The 22,006-nt window shown below is 42.0% G+C and carries 26 protein-coding genes and 1 riboswitch; of the genes, 6 read left to right on the top strand and 20 right to left on the bottom strand.

Going from position 1 to position 22,006, the window contains the following annotated elements; all coding sequences use genetic code 11:
• The first annotated feature begins 26 nt into the window (after window positions 1-26).
• A complete protein-coding gene (locus V1500_RS18850; protein ID WP_409301635.1) occupies window positions 27-410 on the top strand; it encodes a rhodanese-like domain-containing protein in 384 nt (127 codons plus the stop codon).
• Between the two features lie 86 nt (window positions 411-496).
• Here the strand turns inward: V1500_RS18850 and gcvPB are convergent, their stop codons facing one another.
• From gcvPB to gcvT, 3 genes are read right to left on the bottom strand one after another with little or no spacing between them, the layout of a single operon-like run.
• Window positions 497-1,954 carry an aminomethyl-transferring glycine dehydrogenase subunit GcvPB gene (gcvPB, locus tag V1500_RS18855; protein ID WP_409301637.1) on the bottom strand — a complete coding sequence of 486 codons (1,458 nt, stop codon included), beginning with the start codon at window positions 1,952-1,954 and terminating at the stop codon, window positions 497-499.
• Entirely contained in the window at window positions 1,947-3,293 is a 1,347-nt protein-coding gene (gene gcvPA / locus V1500_RS18860) for an aminomethyl-transferring glycine dehydrogenase subunit GcvPA (protein ID WP_409301639.1), read from the bottom strand. Before gcvPA ends, gcvPB begins: the two co-directional genes overlap by 8 nt.
• Before the next feature lie 13 nt (window positions 3,294-3,306).
• A complete protein-coding gene (gene gcvT / locus V1500_RS18865; protein ID WP_409301641.1) occupies window positions 3,307-4,413 on the bottom strand; it encodes a glycine cleavage system aminomethyltransferase GcvT in 1,107 nt (368 codons plus the stop codon).
• Window positions 4,414-4,710: 297 nt separating this feature from the next.
• Window positions 4,711-4,798: riboswitch (glycine riboswitch) on the bottom strand.
• A gap of 279 nt (window positions 4,799-5,077) precedes the next feature.
• Between gcvT and V1500_RS18870 the strand changes: the two genes are divergently transcribed.
• Together V1500_RS18870 and V1500_RS18875 are read left to right on the top strand one after the other, a co-directional pair.
• Entirely contained in the window at window positions 5,078-6,766 is a 1,689-nt protein-coding gene (locus V1500_RS18870; RefSeq protein ID WP_409301643.1) for a DEAD/DEAH box helicase, read from the top strand.
• On the top strand, window positions 6,744-7,538 hold the full coding sequence (locus V1500_RS18875) for a YqhG family protein (protein WP_409301644.1): 795 nt from the start codon (window positions 6,744-6,746) through the stop codon (window positions 7,536-7,538). Before V1500_RS18870 ends, V1500_RS18875 begins: the two co-directional genes overlap by 23 nt.
• Before the next feature lie 88 nt (window positions 7,539-7,626).
• On the opposite strand, the gene V1500_RS18880 is transcribed toward V1500_RS18875, so the two are convergent.
• The 10 genes from V1500_RS18880 to V1500_RS18925 form a co-directional block, all read right to left on the bottom strand.
• Window positions 7,627-7,803, bottom strand: a complete 177-nt coding sequence (locus V1500_RS18880; protein ID WP_409301646.1) for a YqzE family protein — start codon at window positions 7,801-7,803, stop codon at window positions 7,627-7,629.
• A gap of 14 nt (window positions 7,804-7,817) precedes the next feature.
• A complete protein-coding gene (locus V1500_RS18885; protein ID WP_409301648.1) occupies window positions 7,818-8,333 on the bottom strand; it encodes a shikimate kinase in 516 nt (171 codons plus the stop codon).
• Window positions 8,334-8,350: 17 nt separating this feature from the next.
• Window positions 8,351-8,728, bottom strand: a complete 378-nt coding sequence (gene comGG / locus V1500_RS18890) for a competence type IV pilus minor pilin ComGG (protein ID WP_409301650.1) — start codon at window positions 8,726-8,728, stop codon at window positions 8,351-8,353.
• Complete coding sequence (comGF, locus tag V1500_RS18895; protein WP_409301652.1) at window positions 8,718-9,161, bottom strand: competence type IV pilus minor pilin ComGF; 444 nt, start codon at window positions 9,159-9,161, stop codon at window positions 8,718-8,720. The genes comGG and comGF overlap by 11 nt, the downstream gene beginning before the upstream one ends.
• Complete coding sequence (locus V1500_RS18900) at window positions 9,145-9,486, bottom strand: hypothetical protein (RefSeq protein WP_409301654.1); 342 nt, start codon at window positions 9,484-9,486, stop codon at window positions 9,145-9,147. The genes comGF and V1500_RS18900 overlap by 17 nt, the downstream gene beginning before the upstream one ends.
• Complete coding sequence (gene comGD / locus V1500_RS18905) at window positions 9,473-9,943, bottom strand: competence type IV pilus minor pilin ComGD (protein ID WP_409301656.1); 471 nt, start codon at window positions 9,941-9,943, stop codon at window positions 9,473-9,475. Before comGD ends, V1500_RS18900 begins: the two co-directional genes overlap by 14 nt.
• The gene (gene comGC / locus V1500_RS18910) at window positions 9,933-10,229 is read right to left on the bottom strand and encodes a competence type IV pilus major pilin ComGC (RefSeq protein ID WP_409301658.1); all 297 of its coding nucleotides are present in this window, start codon (window positions 10,227-10,229) and stop codon (window positions 9,933-9,935) included. Before comGC ends, comGD begins: the two co-directional genes overlap by 11 nt.
• 10 nt (window positions 10,230-10,239) lie before the next feature.
• Entirely contained in the window at window positions 10,240-11,274 is a 1,035-nt protein-coding gene (comGB, locus tag V1500_RS18915; RefSeq protein ID WP_409301660.1) for a competence type IV pilus assembly protein ComGB, read from the bottom strand.
• Window positions 11,261-12,331 carry a competence type IV pilus ATPase ComGA gene (gene comGA, locus V1500_RS18920; protein WP_409301662.1) on the bottom strand — a complete coding sequence of 357 codons (1,071 nt, stop codon included), beginning with the start codon at window positions 12,329-12,331 and terminating at the stop codon, window positions 11,261-11,263. Before comGA ends, comGB begins: the two co-directional genes overlap by 14 nt.
• Before the next feature lie 125 nt (window positions 12,332-12,456).
• Window positions 12,457-12,810, bottom strand: coding sequence for a Spx/MgsR family RNA polymerase-binding regulatory protein (locus V1500_RS18925; protein WP_409301664.1), 354 nt, complete (start codon window positions 12,808-12,810; stop codon window positions 12,457-12,459).
• A gap of 198 nt (window positions 12,811-13,008) precedes the next feature.
• Between V1500_RS18925 and V1500_RS18930 the strand changes: the two genes are divergently transcribed.
• Together V1500_RS18930 and V1500_RS18935 are read left to right on the top strand one after the other, a co-directional pair.
• Window positions 13,009-13,704 (top strand): helix-turn-helix transcriptional regulator, encoded by a 696-nt coding sequence (locus V1500_RS18930; RefSeq protein WP_409301665.1) that lies wholly within the window; start codon window positions 13,009-13,011, stop codon window positions 13,702-13,704.
• Window positions 13,705-13,786: 82 nt separating this feature from the next.
• A complete protein-coding gene (locus V1500_RS18935; protein ID WP_409301667.1) occupies window positions 13,787-14,032 on the top strand; it encodes a DUF2626 domain-containing protein in 246 nt (81 codons plus the stop codon).
• A gap of 81 nt (window positions 14,033-14,113) precedes the next feature.
• Here V1500_RS18935 and V1500_RS18940 read toward each other — a convergent pair whose 3' ends face one another.
• Both V1500_RS18940 and V1500_RS18945 read right to left on the bottom strand, forming a co-directional pair.
• Window positions 14,114-15,208, bottom strand: a complete 1,095-nt coding sequence (locus V1500_RS18940) for a class I SAM-dependent methyltransferase (RefSeq protein ID WP_409301668.1) — start codon at window positions 15,206-15,208, stop codon at window positions 14,114-14,116.
• A gap of 77 nt (window positions 15,209-15,285) precedes the next feature.
• Window positions 15,286-15,921, bottom strand: a complete 636-nt coding sequence (locus V1500_RS18945; RefSeq protein ID WP_409301669.1) for an MBL fold metallo-hydrolase — start codon at window positions 15,919-15,921, stop codon at window positions 15,286-15,288.
• A gap of 674 nt (window positions 15,922-16,595) precedes the next feature.
• Between V1500_RS18945 and V1500_RS18950 the strand changes: the two genes are divergently transcribed.
• Window positions 16,596-16,769 carry a DUF2759 domain-containing protein gene (locus V1500_RS18950; protein WP_409301670.1) on the top strand — a complete coding sequence of 58 codons (174 nt, stop codon included), beginning with the start codon at window positions 16,596-16,598 and terminating at the stop codon, window positions 16,767-16,769.
• A 48-nt stretch (window positions 16,770-16,817) separates the two neighbouring features.
• Here the strand turns inward: V1500_RS18950 and V1500_RS18955 are convergent, their stop codons facing one another.
• The 5 genes from V1500_RS18955 to V1500_RS18975 form a co-directional block, all read right to left on the bottom strand.
• Window positions 16,818-17,132: an MTH1187 family thiamine-binding protein gene (locus tag V1500_RS18955; RefSeq protein WP_409301672.1), complete on the bottom strand. Its 315-nt coding sequence runs from the start codon at window positions 17,130-17,132 to the stop codon at window positions 16,818-16,820.
• A gap of 197 nt (window positions 17,133-17,329) precedes the next feature.
• Window positions 17,330-18,496, bottom strand: a complete 1,167-nt coding sequence (locus V1500_RS18960; RefSeq protein WP_409301674.1) for a M14 family metallocarboxypeptidase — start codon at window positions 18,494-18,496, stop codon at window positions 17,330-17,332.
• 168 nt (window positions 18,497-18,664) lie between these two features.
• On the bottom strand, window positions 18,665-20,530 hold the full coding sequence (locus V1500_RS18965; protein WP_409301675.1) for an LTA synthase family protein: 1,866 nt from the start codon (window positions 20,528-20,530) through the stop codon (window positions 18,665-18,667).
• Window positions 20,531-20,753: 223 nt separating this feature from the next.
• Window positions 20,754-21,722, bottom strand: a complete 969-nt coding sequence (locus V1500_RS18970; RefSeq protein ID WP_409301676.1) for an ROK family glucokinase — start codon at window positions 21,720-21,722, stop codon at window positions 20,754-20,756.
• Window positions 21,723-21,736: 14 nt separating this feature from the next.
• On the bottom strand, window positions 21,737-21,949 hold the full coding sequence (locus V1500_RS18975) for a YqgQ family protein (RefSeq protein WP_409301677.1): 213 nt from the start codon (window positions 21,947-21,949) through the stop codon (window positions 21,737-21,739).
• Between the last annotated feature and the right edge of the window lie 57 nt (window positions 21,950-22,006).

The raw sequence follows: 22,006 nt of genomic DNA on the forward strand, positions 1-22,006 counted from the left end.
TGTACCATTTATAGAGAGAAAGGGGATTGCTTGTGTTATATTTTTTAATAGTTCTGGTTTCGGCTCTTATAGCCTACTCGTTATTTAACTTCATCAGTCAGCGCCGTGCTGTGAAAACACTGACTCAGGAAGAATTCATTCAAGGTTATAGAAAAGCCCAGCTTATTGATGTGAGAGAAGCAAATGAATACGAGGCGGGCCATATTTTGGGCGCGAGAAATATTCCGCTCACGCAGATGAAGACCAGATTAAAGGAACTTCGACAGGACAAGCCTGTTTATTTATATTGCCAAAGCGGATTGCGCAGTGGAAGGGCAGCGCAAATGCTAAAACGCAAAGGATACAATGATTTGTACCATTTAAAGGGCGGATTTAAGCAATGGCAGGGCAAAATTAAAACTAAACATTAAGAATCCATGATGCAATGGATTCTTTTTTTATTCCTGCCTGTGCAGCTCATAAAGAAACCGGGCCTTGCTAAAGGCCCGGCTGGAGATTATGGTTGGTACCTTAGAACTGGCTTACGAGCAGCCAGAGTCTCATCCAATCGTTTTATGACTGTTGTATGAGGCGCTTCCTGAACCACTTCTGGAGTTTCTTCCGCCTCTGTAGCGATTTGAATCATCGCATCTATAAATGCATCCAGAGTTTCCTTTGACTCCGTTTCAGTCGGTTCAATCATCATGCATTCCTCAACGTTCAGAGGAAAATAGATAGTTGGCGGATGATATCCAAAGTCAAGCAGGCGCTTGGCAATATCCAGGGTACGGACGCCGAGTTTCTTCTGTCTTTTGCCGCTCAAAACAAATTCATGCTTACAATGCCTGTCATACGGCAGATCATAAAATGGCGCTAATCTTCTCATCATATAATTGGCATTGATGACTGCATTTTCCGTTACAGCTTTTAAGCCGTCAGGCCCCATTGAACGAATGTACGTATATGCCCTGACATTGATCCCGAAATTTCCATAGTACGGCTTAACTCTTCCAATGGATTGCGGCCTGTCGTAATCAAGGAAGTATTCTCCTTCATGTTTGACTACCAATGGCTTCGGAAGGAATGGGATTAAATCTTTCTTGACTCCCACAGGACCAGACCCTGGGCCTCCGCCTCCGTGCGGACCAGTAAACGTTTTATGGAGATTTAAGTGAACGACATCAAAGCCCATATCGCCAGGCCGTGCTTTTGAAAGGACGGCATTCAAGTTTGCCCCGTCATAATATAGCTTTCCGCCGGCATCATGGACGATTTCGGCCATTTCGAGAATATTTTCTTCAAAGAGGCCAAGCGTGTTCGGATTTGTCAGCATCAATGCTGCGGTATCCGGCCCTACAACCCTTTTCAAGTCCTCAAGGTCTACCAGCCCGTTACTGTCCGACTTAACGGTGACCGTTTCAAAGCCCGCCACTGTTGCAGAAGCTGGATTCGTACCATGGGCTGAATCAGGAACGATTACTTTGGATCTCGCTGTATCTCCATTTGCTTCATGGTACGCGCGAATCATCATAAGCCCTGTCCATTCTCCATGGGCTCCTGCCGCTGGCTGCAGGGTAACCTGGTCCATGCCTGTTATCTCCGTTAAATGCTCCTGTAAGTCATACATTAACTCAAGAGCACCCTGTACAGTATGTTCTTCCTGATAAGGATGAATATGCGCGAACCCATTCATGCGGGCAACATTTTCATTTATTTTCGGATTATATTTCATGGTACAGGAACCAAGCGGATAAAATCCTGAATCCACCCCATGATTCCTGTGGGACAAAGCAGTGTAATGCCGCATAATATCCAACTCGGAAACCTCGGGCAGCGCTGCTTCTTCGGCACGGATATAATCGGCAGGAATCAGCTCCGCTAGCGGTACCGCCTCTACATCCATTTCCGGAAGGCTGTAGCCTATCCGTCCGGGTGTGCTAATTTCGAAGATTAAAGGTTGATCTTGCTTATTCATGGCCATCCCCCAATTCTACAGCGAATTCATGTATTTCCTCTTTGGTTCGCAATTCTGTTACAGCAACCAGCATATGGTCCTTTAATTCTGGATACACCCGGCCTAAGTCGAACCCTCCGATTATTCCCTTTTGGTATAAACTGTCACTTAATTGCTTGTATGAGCCTGGCAGTTTTATGACAAACTCATTGAATGAAGGACCTTCAAAAACAATCTCAATCCCTTTTGCCTTTAACGCATTCTTAGCGTAATGGGATTTTTGAATATTTCGTATCGCCATCTCCTTGACACCCTGTTTCCCAAGAGCCGTCATCGCAACGGAAGCCGCAAGGGCATTCAGCGCCTGATTGGAACAAATATTGGAGGTAGCTTTGTCCCTGCGGATATGCTGCTCCCGGGCTTGAAGCGTCAACACAAACCCGCGTTTCCCATTTTCGTCCACCGTCTGCCCGACAAGACGGCCTGGCACTTTACGTACCAGCTTATTAGTCACCGCAAAATAACCACAGTGCGGTCCTCCAAAAGCAGAAGGAATACCGAAAGGCTGGGCATCCCCTGCAACGATGTCTGCACCAAGCTTTCCAGGAGGCGTTAATGCCCCTAATGCAACAGGATTGCTCGACACAACAAACATGGAATTTTGGGCATGTATAACCTCTTCCATTTCTTTAAGCGGTTCAATTCGGCCAAAGAAATTTGGATATTGTACAATAACGCCTGCAATTTCATCATTGATTAATTCTTTCAATGAATCTAAATCTGTAACTCCATCTTTATATGGAACTTCAATGATCTCGACATTCTGGCCTTTGGCATAAGACTTTACAACATCCCTTGATTCCGGGTGAACAGCCTTTGATAACAATATTTTATTTCTCCGTGTCTGGCCGGCACTAAGCATAGCCGCTTCAGCTAAAGCTGTTCCTCCATCATACATGGATGAATTTGCTACATCCATTCCTGTCAATTCACAGATCATGGTCTGGAATTCGAAAATTGCCTGCAGTTCACCCTGCGAAATCTCTGGCTGGTATGGTGTATAGGCAGTATAAAATTCCGAACGGGAGATTACATGGTCCACTATAACAGGGATATAATGATCATATACCCCGGCCCCCAGGAATGATGTATAACTCTTTAAATCTGCATTTTTCGCCGCCAATCGAGATAATTCCTTTAATAGAGCCGGTTCTGATTTTGCCTGCTTGATGTTATATTCCCCTTTAAACCTCACACTTTCAGGAATGTCACTGAACAGCTCTTCCACTGAAGAAACGCCGATTGCATTCAGCATTTCGCTTTTATCCTGCTCTGTCATGGGCAAATAACGATGTTTCATAAGATATCCTCCCTTATTTTCGCGGCCTTTTATAAAATGGAGTCTCCGTTACAACGGCTTTCAGCCTTTTGCCGCGGATCTCTACCTGTAATTCATTGCCAATTCCTGCATACTCTTTGTTTAGCAAGGCCAGCCCTACATTTTTCTTCAATGTAGGTGACTGGGTCCCCGTGGTTACCTCGCCAATCAGCTGATCACCAGCATAAACCTGATAACCATGGCGCGGGATTCCGCGGTCTATCATTTCCAGTCCGACAATCTTCCTTGGTGCGCCATTTTGTTTCTGTTCCGCAAGTATTGCCTTTCCAAAGAAATCAGCAGTTTTATCTGGTTTTACAGCAAAACCAATCCCTGCTTCGATAGGAGTGATGTCCGATGTCAGCTCCTGGCCGTATAAAGGGAGATTGGCTTCAAAACGAAGGGTGTCACGTGCACCTAACCCAACTGGTACAACCCCCTCTTCCCTTCCCGCTTCCAGTATCGCCCTCCAAAGTTCAAGCGCATCCCCACTCTGGCAGTATATTTCAAAACCATCCTCTCCTGTATATCCCGTTCTGGATATCAGGGCACTTTTTCCATTTAGAAGAACATTTTCTTTAAATTTAAAAAACTTAATTTCACGTAAGTCCGTATTTTCTGATAATTTTTGAAGCACCTTTTCAGCAAGCGGGCCTTGCAAAGCTAATTGTGCAATATCGGATGATACGTTCGTTAGTTCGACATCCTCGATCAGGTTTGTTTGCAGCCAGTTGAAATCCTTCTCCGTATTCGCCGCATTCACCACAAGCAAATAATCGCCATCACTTTTCTTATAAACGATCAGGTCGTCAACCGTACCGCCATTTTCATAACACATGGCAGTATACTGTGCATCTCCTGACTGAAGTTTTAATAAGTCGTTGGTTAGCATTCTTTGAAGGAAAGCTATGCTTTCAGGACCTTTGACTTCGATTTCACCCATATGGGAAACATCAAAAAGTCCAGCACTGGTACGTACCGCCTCATGCTCATCTTTGATACCCGAGAATTGTACAGGAAGCTCCCAGCCCCCAAAATCAATTGTCTTTCCTCCATACTCTTTATAAACCTCGAATAATGGCGTTCTCTTTAATTCGGACAAAGTATTCCCTCCTCAAGCTTTATAATTTCTCATTTTCCTTTTTACCGTTGCTGCTGGCACCATTTACTTGCAGTGGCGATTCGTGTCGCAGGAAGAGCTTAAAAAACATGATTGATAGATTGATGAATGGTCTCGTCCTGTTGCAAAAAAAAGGACAGAGAAACCCCTTACATCAATAAGAAGTTCTCTGTCCTGGTACCTGAAAGTTTACCCGGGCCGCCATAGCAACAACCCTATATGAGGTTTTCCCCTTTGGTGTCCGTTTCCGCAGATTGGAAACAGTGCTCTCCAGAGCCGCGTCCAGCAAGAGTTCTTTTGCCTGAGAGATTCACTTTTCAGCTTGCTCCTTCGGCGCTACATTGGTAGTCTCTCCCCGTGCCTTCATTCGCTTATATTAACCTTTTAAAATGGCCATACTATAGGGCACACGGACTTTCGAGGAGCAATTTTATAACCGCCCTCTGATTATTCCGGTCCACATATTTTATGGCACACTGAAACTTATAATACTAAATTCATCCTACCATTAAATTTGAAAAGTCTGCAATCTTTTTTCAACAAAAACTAACAATAAGACGCAAATTTTAATATATCGTTCGTGTTTTTCAATCGTGTAAATAAAGAAAGATAGCAACCAGTATTATATAAGATTGGGGGACCCACGGTGAAAATTAATGTGAGTTTCGATGATGATTGGGCAAACGAATTCCTGGCTAAATTCTCAAATGATGGACCATGGGGGAACTGGGAACTATACAAGCTGGCCGTAGAGGTTGAAAAGCATTTGATTGTCCCAGAATTTGAGGGGCTGCAGGCACCTAAGCATTTGCCCCAGCTCAAGGCGCTCCCACACCAGCTGGAGGCTGCCCGACAAGTAGTGGAAAATATGAACGGAAAGGCAATACTTGCTGACGAAGTCGGGCTTGGAAAAACAATTGAAGCTGGTTTGATATTAAAAGAGTATATGATTCGCGGACTCGTTAAAAAAGTATTAATCCTGGTACCTGCCTCCCTTGTGACACAATGGGTATTTGAATTAAACACCAAGTTCCATATACCGGCAGTAGCACAAAGAAAAAGCTATGTATGGGATTCATGCGACGTGATCGTTTCGTCTATCGATACAGCCAAGCGGGAGCCGCACAGGCAGATTGTATATGAACAGGACTACGACCTTGTCATCATAGACGAGGCACATAAACTGAAAAACAATAAGACCAAAAACTATGAATTTGTTCAAAATCTGAAAAAGAAGTTTTGCCTCCTTCTTACTGCGACACCTATTCAAAATAAGGTTGAGGAGATATTTCATCTTGTATCCCTCTTAAAGCCGGGGCATCTGGGGAATGCAAGCCTGTTTTCGGAAAAATATAAAGGCAGAGGACGAGACATATATGAAGATAAGCATTTAAAAAGCCTGGTCAATACTGTAATGATCCGCAACAGACGTGCCGACACTGGAATTGAATGGACCAAGAGGTATGTGGAGACTGTAATTATCGATTTTTCACCGTCAGAACAGGCTCTGTATGATGCGGTTTCGGCTTTTAAACCTGCGACTGTAGAAGGCGCAGGAAATATGTTTTCAGCGATGACTCTGCAAAGGGAGGCCTGCAGCAGCCGTGAAGCGGTGTTTTATACATTACGGAATATGTGGCTGAAATTCGAGAACGGTCCGGATGAATTGCTTGATCGGCTTGAAGAGCTTACAGAGATTGTCAACGCAGTTGAGCGAAACTCAAAAGCAGAGAAAGCACTGGAACTGATTAAAAAGATCGATGATAAAGTCATTATTTTTACAGAATATCGTGCTACCCAGTTATATCTACAATGGTTTTTAAAGCAGAATGGTATCACCTCCGTACCTTTTCGGGGCGGGTTCAAACGCGGCAAGAAGGACTGGATGAAGGATTTATTTCAAAAAAATATTCAAGTCCTCATTGCTACGGAAGCTGGAGGGGAAGGAATAAATCTTCAATTCTGCAATCATCTTATCAATTTCGATCTGCCCTGGAATCCCATGAGACTGGAACAGCGGATAGGACGTGTCCACAGACTTGGACAGGAGAAGGATGTCATGATTTATAATTTTGCCACAAGAAATACAGTGGAGGAACATATTCTAAGATTGCTATATGAAAAAATCAATTTATTTGAAAAAGTTATTGGTGAACTGGATGATATTCTGACACGGCTGGACATTAAGAATATTGAGGAATACCTAGTGGATGTGGTCGGCGCTTCAAGGACCCAAGGAGAGATGAAAATCAAAATGGACAATCTTTCCGCGCTCATTCAATTCGCACAAGATATGAAGGAGGACGAACAGCGTGCATCAACAAGAAATTCATGATTTTCTGGTTAAATACTTTTCTTCAAATAATTGCGAACTCATAGAAAACAGGCCTGGCTACCTTACCATCCAGCTTACTATAGAAATGGATAAGGAATTAATGAACCGTCCATTCTACTGGCATTACCTTGAGACTACAGGAGGTACGCCCAATCCAATGAAGCTGACGTTAATTACCGACCCAGCCTTGGCCCCAGAGGATGTTAAGGGAGATGTAGTTCATTTCGGCTCCCCCAGGCTCCATCAAATATTCGAGTCGACTACAAGGCTTGGAGGTTTCATAAGACTTTATGAGGATACCCGTTATTATCCACCGGCCAAATATTCACTTTTTCCATGGTTATGTATAAATGTTAAGGTGTCTTATCAGTGTGACAGAAAAAAGGACGTTTTCAATTCCGTCGGGCTGAACCTTATTACAGGTGACATTCGTGACGATTTTCACAATAAGGTTCTTTCATTGCCGGTAACGCCAAAAATACCGGACTTTTCTTTCACGTTATCCCCGCTCATCATGCCGAAAAGCGGGCTTGCCCGTCTTGATTCCTTTATAAGGCGGACATTTCAGGGAGACGACCATAGCTGGGCTGAGGAAGCCATACACCGCTGGAATAAGGACCTGGAGCTGTTGGAACATTTTTATGCAGAGCAGGAAGAAAAGAGTGAAACCTATTTCACCGAAAAAGAAGCACTTCGCGCTCAGTATGAACCAAATATTAAAATATCTGTAATCAATGGAGGTCTATTTTATCTGACCGACCGAGCCGTATAGCTGAGAGATATAAACAGATCTACACATGCTGTTCCAGTGGCGGATGACCAAAGGAAAAACAGCCCTTTTCAGCAAAGGACTGTTTTTCTCATTTTCTTTTAAGAATCAGCATGAGTGAAAACGGAATCATCCCAAACCAATGGCTATATAATGTTTCTCTCGATTTTTTCCTGTTTTCTTTTCTCATTTTTTTATCTTCACGCGGCAATTCCAGATACCTTACAATTTGCTGTGTGAGAAATTTAATTAAATCGTTTGTTTTCATGTGCATACCACCCATTAAGGAGTATGTACAAATTCTGCCTGTTTTATTCTTTCCTTGATTTCCTCTGCTATGAAATCGATCGTTTTGCCAGTTGTATCCACGATGAATGGAGCTTGCCGATAAAGGGGCAGCCGATCTTCAAATAAAGCAGGGAGCTGAAGGATTCTCTCTCCGCTAATCAGCGGCCGGGTTTGATCCCCTTGCAGGCGCCGAATAATTTCGTCCTGGCGGCAATGCAGATATACCCAGTAACCATTATTCAGGAGCTCCCGGTTTGCTTCCCTAACAATGATTCCCCCGCCGGTCGTGATAATGGCATTATTAGCCGGCAGCTTCTTTAGCTGGAGAGTTTCCATATTCCTGAATGCTGCCTCCCCATAAACATCAAAGATTTCTTTTACAGACTTCCCTTCTGCACGCTCGATCTCCTGGTCTGTGTCATAGACCGGAATATTCATAATATGGCTAAGCACCTGGCCGACCGTTGTCTTTCCTGCTCCCATAAAACCAGTCAAATAAACGCTTTTCATTATCCCACTCCGCATTTTTACATCCATTGTATCATTTTATGTGTAACTCTGTCATAGATATAACTGGCAGTCATCTTCCTCTCATTTTTTGTACTGGCATATAAAACTACCTCTATTTCGCTTTCTGTCAATCCTGAAAAAGAATAATACACATCACCGCCCGGGTAGAAAAAAATGCCTTCTCCAGCCTTCTGGCTGTCGGCTTCGGCCAAAACCTCGAGAGTATCATTCGTACCCATTTTAATCAAATGATCCAGAGCAAGTTTTTCTTCCCCCTCTTTATAAAACTTTTTATCAGCTGTAAATTGTTCAATGGAAAAAAGAGCGACAGTAAGAAAGGCACCTGCCAGTATAATCACAAAAGGAAATGTAAACCCGCCCTGCTTATGTTCCATTGCCGGCTCCTGCAAAAAGAATAGGGCGGATACTGCATTGAAATTCTTTTCCATATTTATCTCTGACTGTCATATTGACAAGACTTCCATTCCATTCAACATCAAAGCCATATACATTTTGCAGCATTATTTCATGTCCGGTATTATTCAGCCGCCTTCTAAGCATATTTTGATATTTTTCAATTAAAACCACATCTGTTCCAATGACCAAATAGAGCTTCCCCTGCTCAGTCTTCCTGCTGCTGGATTGCCAGATCTCTGATTTGGCCTGTGATAAAAAAATTTCCCACTCCTTATTATCAATTCCGCCTTTCCCTCCCATCTTTCCACTCAGAAAAACGAAGGATTGCAAAACAAATGCGGCAACAAATATGAAGACAGACAGGGCCAGCATCATCTCAATCAGAGTAAAGCCTTTAATATCTCGTAACATAATCACATACTTCCACTTCTTTATCCACAGCATTTCTATAGCGGACGCACCCTTCCATGAATTTGATTGAAGGGTCGGCAGAACGCCAAACCATTTGATATTCCCGGCTGTTCTTGGTGATCGTCTTCTGATCAAAAATAAATTCCTGTCGCATATAACCCTCCAGCTCCAGATATAACAGATGCTTAGCTTCCATACGAAGCCGGACATTTTGTCTATCAGTTTCCATTTTTATAAAAATAGGAAGTATCGAAAAAGCAATAAAACAGCAGACAAAAAAAGAGGCTAACAGTTCAAAGTAAATGTACCCCTCAGACCTCTTCAATCTTGAACCTTCCTTTCCCTAAATAAAAAGTGACTTTATATACATCAGACCCTTTCCTTACATACCAAGTTCCTGAGCTAGTAAAGCTGCCGGTATTCGTAATAAATATTCTTAAAGCGGCCGTTCCTTTTTCAATGAGGATACCATCGGGGATTTCGCGGGATGAAATTTGAGTGCCATCTGCGGATATTAATTGATAAGAGCTGTGCGAAGGCTGGACATTATTTTTAATGAGTATCGAAATGTATTGTTCATGACTGATTGCATACTGTTCGGCGTAATAAAGATCATCTCCAAGCTGCTGGATAAAGTGGCGGATCTCCAGTTTCAAAACGAACCGTGGAAACAAATTGGCTGAGACAGAAACAATAATCAGGAATGCAGCTAAAACAATCAGCATTTCCGATAATGTAAAACCAGATTCGGGTTCACCTCCCGTCAAAACATCACGGAGCAACAGAGATTTCCCCGGACGCACTCATGGTAATGGCTTTCCCATTGGGGCAAGTTGTATCCTTTAAATACCCTTTTGTCTTAAGCTCCGCGACGTCAGCAGGCAATTTATTCTCATCGATTTCATATGCCTGGACTTGCGCCTGAGCCATCTTCAAGAATGCCTGGCATCCCTTCCCCTGAATCGTTGATTGATTTTTCGTAATATTGGGGATTGTAATAATCAGCAATATCGAAATAACCAACAAAACAACAAGCATTTCTACTAGGGTAAATCCTTTTTGATTCATATATATCCTCCTATAAACCATCTAACAGTGAAAACATAGGCATTAAGACTGCCAGGTAAATAGATACGACCAGCAAGCCGACAACTGAAAAAAGAACGGGCTGTACAAACCGTAACGCCGCATTAATCCTTTCTTCGATTTTGGACAATATATAACGGCCATAAAGGAATAACTCTTTATCCAGGGTTCCATACTTTTGCCCAATTGCAATGATCATACTGATGGCCGGTTCGAAATAAGGCAAATCCCGAAAAATAGATTCCAGCGCCTTGCCCTGTGTCAGCTCGTATCTAATAAGCGAACACAGTTCTTCATAAAATGGCTCGCTTTGATTTTCTGCAAATAAACTGATGCTCTGATTGATGGATAGCCCGCCCGCAAGCAGTCCACTTAACTGGGTGGCAAAGAAATGGGTGTCATATAGCTTAACGAGGCTCCCCGCAAATGGAATGGATTGAAGAAATTTTCTTTGGCGGAGAGGAGTTTGCCTGGAATACCAAAAATACCTGAAGGTAAACAACAGGAACGCCGATGCGAGCAGACAGAAGGGGGAGTAATGAAGAATGACTGAAATGTTCCTAATAAACTCCAGAAAAATATTTGGCCCTGCATCCATTGAGGAAAATAAAGATTGAAATTTCGGCAGCAGAACTTTTTGCAGGGTGAAAAAGACTGTTCCGGTAAATAGTAACAGAAATAAAGGATAAACGAGCAGCTTTCTGATTTTAATCAAATCCTCGCTCCTGCTCTTCCAAAAACCCCCTCCTTCCTTTAAAGCAGCAGGCAGATTGCCGCCATAATTTTCAGCATAATAAATATAGCTGATGATTTGTTTATCAAAAGAAATTTTCTCAAGCGAATGATATAACGTCTCCCCCTGCTTCAAATAATCAAGCACACTGTCTAAAGCTTCAGTTTTCTTGGCCGATTCCTGCAATCCGATAAATTGGATGGCATGGGACAAAGGATAACCGTGTTCAAGAAGCTCGCCTAATTTAGATAGGAATACCGCTTGTTCTGCCATGCTCCATTTACTTCTTTTCATCTTCATATACCCAGCGGTCGTATTCTTCTTCCTTCACAAAACCCATGGCGATCGCTTTCGCAATTTCTTGTCTCAGCTGGCGGTATCGTGTCCTCTTGGTTCCTCCCCTAGCTGAGTCGATGACAGAGGCCAATGCAGGCCCATAAAGCAATTCATATACACTGGCGCGTTTTTTCTTGGCTGAGCCCTGGCACTCTGGGGAACATTCTCCCATGCAATGAGGGCATGTAAGCTCGAGCAGCCTTTGAGCGGTAACAGCCAACAAGGTCTCTTCGATTTCCAGCAGGCTGACACCGAATTCAAGGAGGCGAAACACCGCTCCCCGTGCATCGCGGGTATGCATAGTTGTCAGAATTAAGTGTCCGGTCAAGGCAGCCCTGACGGCAATTCTGGCCGTTTCAGCATCTCTTATTTCTCCTACCATAATGATGTCCGGATCATGCCGCAGTGCAGCCTTAAGGCCAACTGAATAGGAAATCCCCGCCTTCTCATTGATTTGGACTTGCAACACTTCATTTGATTGGTTTTCAATGGGATCTTCCAGGGTGATTACATGTCGGTTAACAATTTCTTTTGCGTGGTGGAGTAGAGAATATAAGGTAGTGGTTTTGCCGCTGCCGGTCGGTCCTGTAAAAATGATCATCCCGTGGGAATGCTTTAACAAGGCCATAAGCTTATTGGCTGTATTTGCGAAAATTGACAGTTGTCTTAAAGGAAGGATGTTTTGCTGTGGTATTAAGCGGATGACGAGGCTTTCTGAGTATGAAGCAGGCAGTGTGGATAGGCGAAGGCCAAGTGTTTTTCTTTTGACCGACATCGTTATTGCACCGCTTTGCGGCCTTCTCTTCTCTCCAATATCCATTGAGGCAAGGAATTTAAAATGCGAGATGAGTCGTTCGGATTCCTCTAGTGTGAGTATATGCTGAGGGTAAATCTTATTTTCAATGCGAAATTGAACAAGCGGCCCTTCCTTGCGCGGCAGAATATGTATATCTGACGCCTGCAGCCTTACAGCACTGGTTAAAATCCTTTCTGCTATTTTTTCAATAGATTCCAATCATGTTCCACCTCCATAAATTTTGTAATGTAATAATTCGATTGTTTTCTACAAATTCCTCCTTCCAAAACAAAAAACCGAAAATTTTTTTCGGCTTTTTCTTTCCACTGCTTCAAAGTAGCGTTCTATCCAATCAAGTTCTTTAAGGCATCAATATTATGCCCGACCACAACCCTTTCTCCATCGGTCAGTATGGGTCTTCTAAGCAGCTTTGGTTCTTTTGCCAGGAGTTCTACTACATCAGACAGATGAAGGTTGTCAAAATCAATATCCAGGTTTTTAAAGGTAACGCTTCTTGTGGCAATAAGCTCGTCCACTCCTTCTGTAGTCATATGCAGCAGCTGTTTAATTTCCTCTGCAGTGGGAGTTTCCCTAAACAAATGCCTCTCATGAAAGTGTATGTCATTTGCCTTCAACCATTTTTTCGTTTTTCGGCAGGAAGTACAGCTTGGATAGGTATAGAAAGTCAGCCTGTTCATTTCCCACATCCTCCATTCCAAAATATCATTCGTAATTTATATCCATTGTATAACATTTGTACAATACTTGTATAACAAAACGCATGATTTTTCAGAAAAAGAATTGTGAACATTTTCTAAATTATGGGAAGGTTGCCTGTTTTGTAAGAAAGGCATCCTTTATAATGTAGTCACATGTGACAGTATGGGGTGAATAGGATGGAACAAACAATAAAAATCACAAATGTGTTATCTGATCCAACACGCTTTAACATTTATCAATTTATTACAAAAGAGCATCGCGAAGTAACAGCACAAGAAATTGCTGATAATTTCGATATCCATCCAAATGTAGCAAGACTCCATCTTTCTAAGCTTGAAGATGTGAAAATGCTTGCTTCCGCAATAAAAAAAACAGGCAAAGGAGGGCGCCCAAGCAGGTTTTACCGACTTTCAGACAATGTGATCGAACTCCAATTCCCTTACCGGGATTATAAGCTCCTTGCCAAGCTTTCTATCCAGGCAATGCAATCTCTGGGACTCGTTGGAAAGAAAGCTCTGTTGGAAACAGGCAAACGATGGGGCAGCGACCTCGTAACCCATCAAGTTGCTGGAAAGAAGAATGACGGAATGACACTTGATGAAAAGCTGGAGCTGCTGAAAGAAGCTGCCGGGATAGCAGGCTTCTACCCCGAAGTGAACTACAATCAGCAAGAATCGAAAGTCATTCTACAAATCCATAACTGTCCATTCAAAGAAGTAGCCACGCAAGAACCAAAGTCGATTTGCCAGATGCATTACGCTTTTGTTTATGGGATGTTCACAGTATTGTTCAATAATGTGGACCTCATAGAGAAAGAAATTATGACATCCGGCTGTGCCACCTGCAATTATGAGGCAGTTCTGGTAAAGTAATGTAATAGTTCTTTACATAATCTAATTAACTAATTTATAATTATTTTGTGAAAACTTGACGGGACAAAAAGGAGGGGACACAATGGAGCGCATGTACAGAGTGATGGGTTTCTGGACAGGTATCATGGCAGTCATGTTTTACCTTGGCGATATGTATGCAACGTCTTTATTATTCTTTGGGCAAACCGGTTTCTTTGTTTTATTAAGTTATTTGAAACTATCAGAACGTATGTATATTTATGTGTTCGGAGCGTATCTAACGGTTTTCTTTGCCGGATTTACTTACTGGAGTACCTTTATGATGGTTCCTGGGGCAGGCGGACATTAATACAGAATACATAAAAACCCATGTAAGGTCCGTGTAAACGGTTACACAGCTACATGGGTTTTTTCCTTTCTGTACATTACATCAGGGAAAATAATCCTGCTCAGCACCAAGATGCTTTGATTGCAGCATGACTCTAAAATAAGAGCTAATCCCACCCGGGGATACCAAGCTCCGTATAGCCCTGTTCCGTTTTGCAGCATCTGAGAAAGGATCAACTCCATCATGCTGTTCAAGCATATCCAAAATTCCTGCCTTAAGTAAAAATTGTTCTTGGCTATATAAAAATTCTTTGTTCAATCCAAATTTCTCCCCATAAAAACCTAGAGAGTCAAAATGAATATGGCTGGTTATATCTATGTTTCCAGGGTCTGATAGTATGTCACTGATCATTAAATGCCGTCGATACCCCCTGAGGCTCCCTTTTTTATGCATTGGAAGTGCCCACTCCTCGTTCGTATATCCGTAGTCAATCGTGACCAGCAAACCTCTGGTTAGATAGTCCGAAATTTTTTTGAGATAAGAAACCATGTCAAGGGGTACCTCGAAACGCTGGCCTTCGGAAAGTTCAATACGCTGGCATGTCAGATATTCATGTATCCTCTTATTGTTTAGCGGTGTTAATATTTCATGCAGGCTGCCGAGCTTTTGTCCGATGAACACTTCTAACAGGCTGCCACGATGTTTTTCTATGACATGAACGGGAAACGCATCGAAAAATTCATTTGAAAATATTATTCCTTCTATTTCCCCCAAATCATCGATATCCTGTAAAATTCTTTTGTTCGGAAACCTTTGGAGGTTCTCTTCTTGAAGGTTGCGATGATATGGACTTGTTTCGATTATATAATAGTTAAGGTTGTCAAAAAGAGCGGGATCCTCCTTTTCAATGGAATGCAAGATTGCTTTAGCAAGTGCTCCCGTTCCTCCTCCTAACTCACATATGACCGGAGGAAGGGACGACTTTGCTGCCACGTGCCGGAACCACCTTGCAAGCTGCCAGCCGAAAACATCGGAAACGTTGCTTGAAGTATAGAAATCACCTTTTTTTCCGATTTTGGCTTTCCTTTTCATATAATAGCCTTCGTCTGGATGATACAGCGCAGCATCCAAATAATCCCTGTAGCTCATCACACTCTCCGGCCTGTCCCTTAATTCTTTGAGCAAGAAATTGTCCATTTTATTTCCTCGCATTATCATTTTAAATACCAACTTAGTCTACACTGCAGTCAGCAGTCAGCATATGTGCATCACTTTTAAAATCCGTTCAAGAACGGGTTTGTATCCATCTCATCCATAATGGTAGTGACAGGGCCATGCCCCGAAAGGACAATTGTATCTTCAGGCAGTGTTAGCACTTTGTCATGAATGCTTTTCATAAGCTGGTCATGATTTCCGCCCGGCAGGTCAGTCCTGCCAATGCTATCTTTAAATAGCACATCTCCCGAGAAAAGCAGCCCGCTTTGTTCAATATAATACGATACACTGCCTGGTGAATGTCCGGGAGTATGCAGCAATTTGAAGGTAAAGCTTCCAACTGATAGTATACCTTCTTCACCGAGAATATGTTCAGCAGGCTTTAGTTTGATTGGCTGACCGATTGTAAATCGCACGGAACCATTTAAGGACGGGTCCAAAAGCCACTTGGCCTCCCTTTCATGAATATAGGCAGGAATGTTGTAAAATTCCCGAACCTCATCCAGGGCTCCAATATGGTCAAAATGAGCATGTGTAAGCAGGATCGCAAGCGGTTTTAATTTCTTGGTCTGTATGTGTTGAATAATTTTTGCTGATTCTTCCCCTGGATCAAAAATGATGCATTCATTTTGGCTGTTCTCTACTATGTAACAATTCGTCTGCAAGGGTCCAAGAGGCATTTGTTTCCATTTCATGTTTACTCATCTCCATTAGGATTTTATTGTTATACTTATTTTACACCAGAAGGTTTCGATTACAGAAATAAATAATCTTCAGGGGTGGGGCCATGAAAAAGTTTATGCAGCTGAGTTTACGTCGGATAGAGAAGAATTCCCAGGCGTTTACGAGCTGCTGGACGGTTTTGATGGCAACCTTTGTTTTCATCGCCGAATGGTCGTGGCTGACACTGAGGAGTCTCTAGATTTTTTAAGGGCAGTATGTGAAGCAGCGGATACATTAGCGCCAACTGCATGATATTTTATGCTGCAACACCCTTGATCCATATGACCGATTTCTGGATTGCTGTTTTAATAACGCTCGAGGTTACTTCCTCTTTACGGGCAGACTTTCTTGTTTCGAAATACTTTGTTTGGAATACATAGAGCGCAAGATGGCATTGATTCAGATGCATGAATATTTGATTGCAGCAACGAGAATGGGGAACGAGGAATACTTTTTTCTGGATTGTTATATGTATGGACCCGCTTGTTAAGAAGATTTTCAGAGCCTAAGACATACAAGTGTCACTTTTGAATCTCGACAAATTTTAAGAAAACCTTTACAATAATTACGAATGCTATCATTTTACAAATTATCCATACATAAACTTTTCTCCGATATCGTTCGGAGCAGCTAAGGAGGCATAAAGATGCTATTAATGGTAATTTTCGGTCTTGTAACAATTCTGGCTCTTTTCGCTACAATCAGTTCACTGAAGAACAAAAACCTTTTAGGACTGGTGTTTGCTGCTGGAAGTACCGCTGTATTCGGCTGGTTTACAGTTATGACAATCTGGCACCACGGCTTTCCGGTTGCACACTAAAATTCTATGGAATACAACGAGGCGGAATTGATCCGCCTCGTTTTTTCATCATTCTTTCAGCTGTTCCTGTACACTTTCAAGCTTTTTTTCCATGGTAGATATCTTATCCCTGCGGTCATCAATTCGGATCGAGGTAGCTACCCTTTGTATTCCATGATTATAGGGCGCATTATGTATCTCCTGTATGACCTGGAAAATTACCGGCAAATCCCCTTCGATAATCGTATTCATTGGAGTCAGCTGAAAGCGAATAGCTCCTGCCTCCTGATGTTTTGCCAAGATTCTTTGAATATCGGCAACATATCGGCTGACACTCGGACCTTCTGTTCCAATCGGAATCACTGTTACATCTGCTATTGGCATCTTCTCGTCCTTTCTGTTTCCCCTATGCTGAAGCTTCTCTTTTTAATTTCTATCATTGTTCCCATGCAGTACATATATGGGGGCTGCATCGGATTTGCTCCTCCCGCCTTTAAAAATTCATTATAAAACGTACTTTCCTGTCTGTAAAATGCATTGTTCATATTCAAATTTTTAAACGCGGCAAAGCACACCTACCATTACATGTATAAACTCGCCAGCAATATTCCCAAAGAGTCATTATATGCTTTTTCAAATTGGGATAGAGGGAGCGGATTGATTCCTTTCCCGATCTCAATTGTGAACCCGGGACGTCTAAAAGTGTCAATAAACCAATCTTTATAACCTGCGTAACTATCGATATAGCGGACAGATTTATAACCGCTCCTTTTCGCGAATTCACTGGCTATAAACGACGAGGCTTCAGGTTCCTTTCCGTTATACCCCCAATAGAATTCTTCTCCCTGTGTATGAAGTGCAATTACTTTTTCAAAATCGCGGGTGTAGGCCAATTGCTGCATGGCTATCGCTTCTGGCTCAGTCAGGAACTTTTCACCCGGATAGTCACGGAAAGAAGGAGCCTTGGGCTTGTTCCGTTCCTTCTCGATTTCCCAATTTGCAGGAAATTGGTTATTTAAATCCACTCCTCTGATATTCGCCTTCCAGCGATAAAATTCACAAATCCCTTCATTCATTGCTACTACGTCCCATTTCCCCTCTGCAGCCTGCTCTCCTTTATGTACAAGTTCAACGCCATCGGGATTCACCATCGGAACAATGGAAAGCTGTTTTAATTTGTATAACTCCATACTATCCAGTCCGTTCCAAATCCACTTATTCGTTACTGTCAATAAAAAATCATTGAGCCAGCGCATAAGCACAGCTGTCGTGATCCATTCGTTGGCGTGAAAAGCCCCATTATAGTGAATCACTTTTTGTCCTCTGCCAAAAGCTATTTCAACTATTTCCCTGCCCTGCACACTTTCACCGATACATGCGGTATTAAAAAAGGGATAAACTGTATTTAATAGAGTCAGGTCTGCCTTCATTTTCTCATAATCGTATGGCTTTTCAGTGTTAATTAATCTTTCGGTAACCCGGCGTGGCACCATGACTTCGTTTCTTGCGGCTGCAGTATGGTTATTTACTAGAATAATGGCATCAAGCGGCAATCTAAATCTGTCATATAAGTTCTTATAATCCGATTTGAATTCTTCTATCGTATATCCTGGAATCAAGATTTTTTCACCATAAATCATGCACGGATTTTCAATATGAGGATTAGAGTCTATGATCAACTCAACAGGAAGATCAAAAACCTTGCTATAATACTCAAGCGTATCACCTTCTCTGCCATATATTCTCATATGACGCCCCCCTTCTTATTCATATACTGTATGAATTGGGGAAAAGAAACATGATGTTCTATATAAAGAATCCCCGGGTTACCGCACTAAAAGGTGGTTTCCTTCATCGATTTTAATCCAGAGATAAATTTAATCTAGAGATGCATTGCCAACTTCTATGGCGGTTCCCTATCTTCTGTTCTCAATTTCTTTATAAAAACGGAGAAGGTCACCGTAAATAATCTTATCGGAATACTCCAGCTCCTGTTTTGCTTTTTCTATAAACGGCTCACAATTCCTTCGGTCAGTTAGCTCACCCGACTTCCTCTGATAACAGGATTCACGTGTATAAGCGTAATCTTTTCCAATGAAGCTTCCATCTCGCAGAACAGTTAGTCCGTCATTATTCTCTGCAAATAAACTGTTTCCGAATTCAATAGTTTCTTTGCCTCTGATTCCTATTAGATCCATGATTGTTGGTCTTACCTGAATTTGTCCTGATACATTTGATATTTTCCTGCCTTTTACGCCTGGTATATGGATAATCAGGGGCACACGCTGTAATTGCAACGATACAAAGGGAGTAACCGGCCTTCCAAGATATTCACTCATTGCATCATTATGATTTTCTGAAATCCCGTAATGGTCACCGTACAAAATAATGATGGATTTTTCATATAAACCTGAGGTCTTTAACTCACCAATGAACTGCTCCAATGCTTGATCCAAGTATCTGACAGTTGGAAAATATTTGTTCAATGTATCAGAACTGGAATGATATGCAGGGATTGTTTGGTCCTCAGGTGATAAGGTGAAGGGGAAATGATTTGTTAATGTAATTAATTTGGCATAAAAAGGCTGGGGCATGTTCAGCAGGTGTTGAATAGATTGATGAAAAAATGGTTTGTCCTTCAATCCCCAGTTCACTGAATTTTCAGGATTCACTTCATAGTCATTGATATTAAAAAATCGCTCATATCCAAATGACTGATACATAATGTCTCGATTCCAAAAACTTTTATTATTGGCGTGCAGTGACGCGGTATAGTAGCCATGGCTCTTCATGATCTCAGGTGTAGCGTGATACTCATTTTGAGAATGAGTGAAAAAAACCGCGCCCCTCCCAAGAGGGTATAGGGAATTCTCTACAATGAACTCAGAATCAGATGTTTTGCCCTGGCCAGTTTGATGGTAGAAATCAGTAAAGTAGAAGCTGTCTTGAATGAAGTCATTTAAAAAAGGAGTTATCTCATGCCCGTATACATGCCGGTTAATAACAAAGCTTTGCATGGATTCCATCGATACCATTATGACATTCTTGCCCTTTGCAATGCCAAACATCTTTTCATCTGGCATTGGTTGTTTGGATCGAATATAGTTTTGTATCTCTATCAACTCAGAGCTGTCTGCAAAAGCACGCTGTGCAGATGTCTTGGATTGAAGAAAAATATCATATAAATGATAATTGTACGCTCCTATATTTTTAACAAGCATTTTTCTGTCAAATGTCCGTGTAAGAAGCTGCGGGCGTACAATTTCCGATAGACCAAGATTAAAAGTCGCTATTGCAAGCGACGCCGTAATCAACATTTTTTTTTCGTAATTTGAATATTCAGATTTCCTGAGTTTTTCAGGCTTTATCTTCATAATTATACCCAGCACCAATAGGTCAATGAAATAAAATAAGTCAGATGTGTTTATAAGCTCTGTCACACTGCCGCCTAAATCACTCATATTCTTTGTCTGAAACAGCACCGGTATCGTAAGAAAATCATTGAAAAACCGAAAGAACAAGATGTTAGCAAACAATATAAAGGAAATGATAAAACTGCTTAGAAATAAATACTGTTTACGTTTTTGCTCGGTCAAGAAAAGGCTGACACCGAGAACCAATAATAGAAAACTGAGCGGGTTAATGAAGAGGATCAATTCCTGCAGCCAGCTATCCACCCGAATATCAAAACTGAATTTGTAAGCTAGGTACGTTTTCATCCATAGCATTAAAGCAGTTATATTAAACAACGTGATCCGCGGAAAAGAAGCATCTCGTCTCATTTCGTATATGTCCTCCTTTGCATCGGCCCCTTGTACCAGATACAGCGGATATGGTTAATCGAATTATTTATGTATTTATCAGTAAAGATTACATTCACGGTTATTAATTATTACCCGTCACAAGAGAAAATCGAAACCAAATGCCTTGGTCATGCGGGGAGCCTAAAAATAAAAAAGCTTTCCATCAGGAAAGCTTTTTTAGTGTAATCGTTTGTTTTCTTTACTATTCATCAAGGCGCGCTTTTACAAGCCATGCTGCACCAATGATTCCTGCATCGTTTCCGAGAGTAGCAATGCTTAATTCCGTAGACTGGCGGACCCTTGGGAATGCGAATTTTTTGAAATAGTCGTTTACAGGAGCGAGCAAACTTTCTCCGGCCTTGGAAACGCCGCCACCAATAACAATTTTTTCCGGATTTAATACATTCGCTATATTGGCCAATGCCAGCCCTAAATAAAAGCTAACCTGGTCAATGACATCCTTTCCGAGCTGGTCACCTTTCTCGGCAGCTTCAAAAATATCCTTGGAGGAAAGGCTGCCTTGGATATCCAAAATTCCGCGAAGCGAAGTTTCACCTTTGAAACTATTAAGGGCCTCGTTCGCAAGTCTGACAATCCCGGTTGCTGAGGCAACGGTTTCCAGGCATCCTGTCTTGCCACAGTTACAGGGAGCACCATTTTCGGGAACAACGGTAAAATGCCCGATTTCACCGGCTGCACCGCTAACACCATGCACTAGCGCGCCATTTGCAATGATCCCCCCGCCTACACCTGTGCCTAAGGTAACACAAACCAAATCCCTTGCTCCGTTTCCTGCCCCTTTCCACATTTCGCCCAATGCGGCAATGTTGGCATCATTATCAATGAATGAAGGCAGGGAGGTCTCCACCTCAAGAAGGTCTTTAAGCGGATAATCCTTCCACCCTAAATTGACAGCCTCATAGATCGAACCATTTAATGAATTTACAGGTCCAGGAGCTCCCATTCCAATTCCCATGACCTTGCTTTTAGGCTCACCCAACTCATTAAGCTTCGTATCCATCGCCTTTGCAATATTAACAGTGATATTTTTTCCCTTTTCAGAAATGTCTGTAGGGATTTCCCACCTGTGTAGTATCTCGCCGTAGATATTGATAAATGCCAGCTTAGTTGTGGTACCGCCTAAATCTACACCCATAATCCATTTATCCATTTTTTTCCACCTTTTTAATAAGAATTTTCACGTTTATCCTTTTCCACTTGTATCTGATGCCGCAGTAACAGGAGCGCTGTCTGAAAATCCCGTGTTTCAATGAGCTGCGATTTATATAGCTCCTTAATTTCAGACTCCATCATTTCAAGATCTGCAATTCGATCGCCAATATAAATGATCGTACCAAATTTCTTCAGTAGCTGCTGTATGTCATAAATCGTTTTCATAACGTCCCTCTTAACATATTGTGTCTCAAGAAAAGTATAAAGGAAGCAAAAAAAACA

This window comes from Peribacillus sedimenti (assembly GCF_046237635.1).
Taxonomy (GTDB): domain Bacteria; phylum Bacillota; class Bacilli; order Bacillales; family DSM-1321; genus Peribacillus; species Peribacillus sedimenti.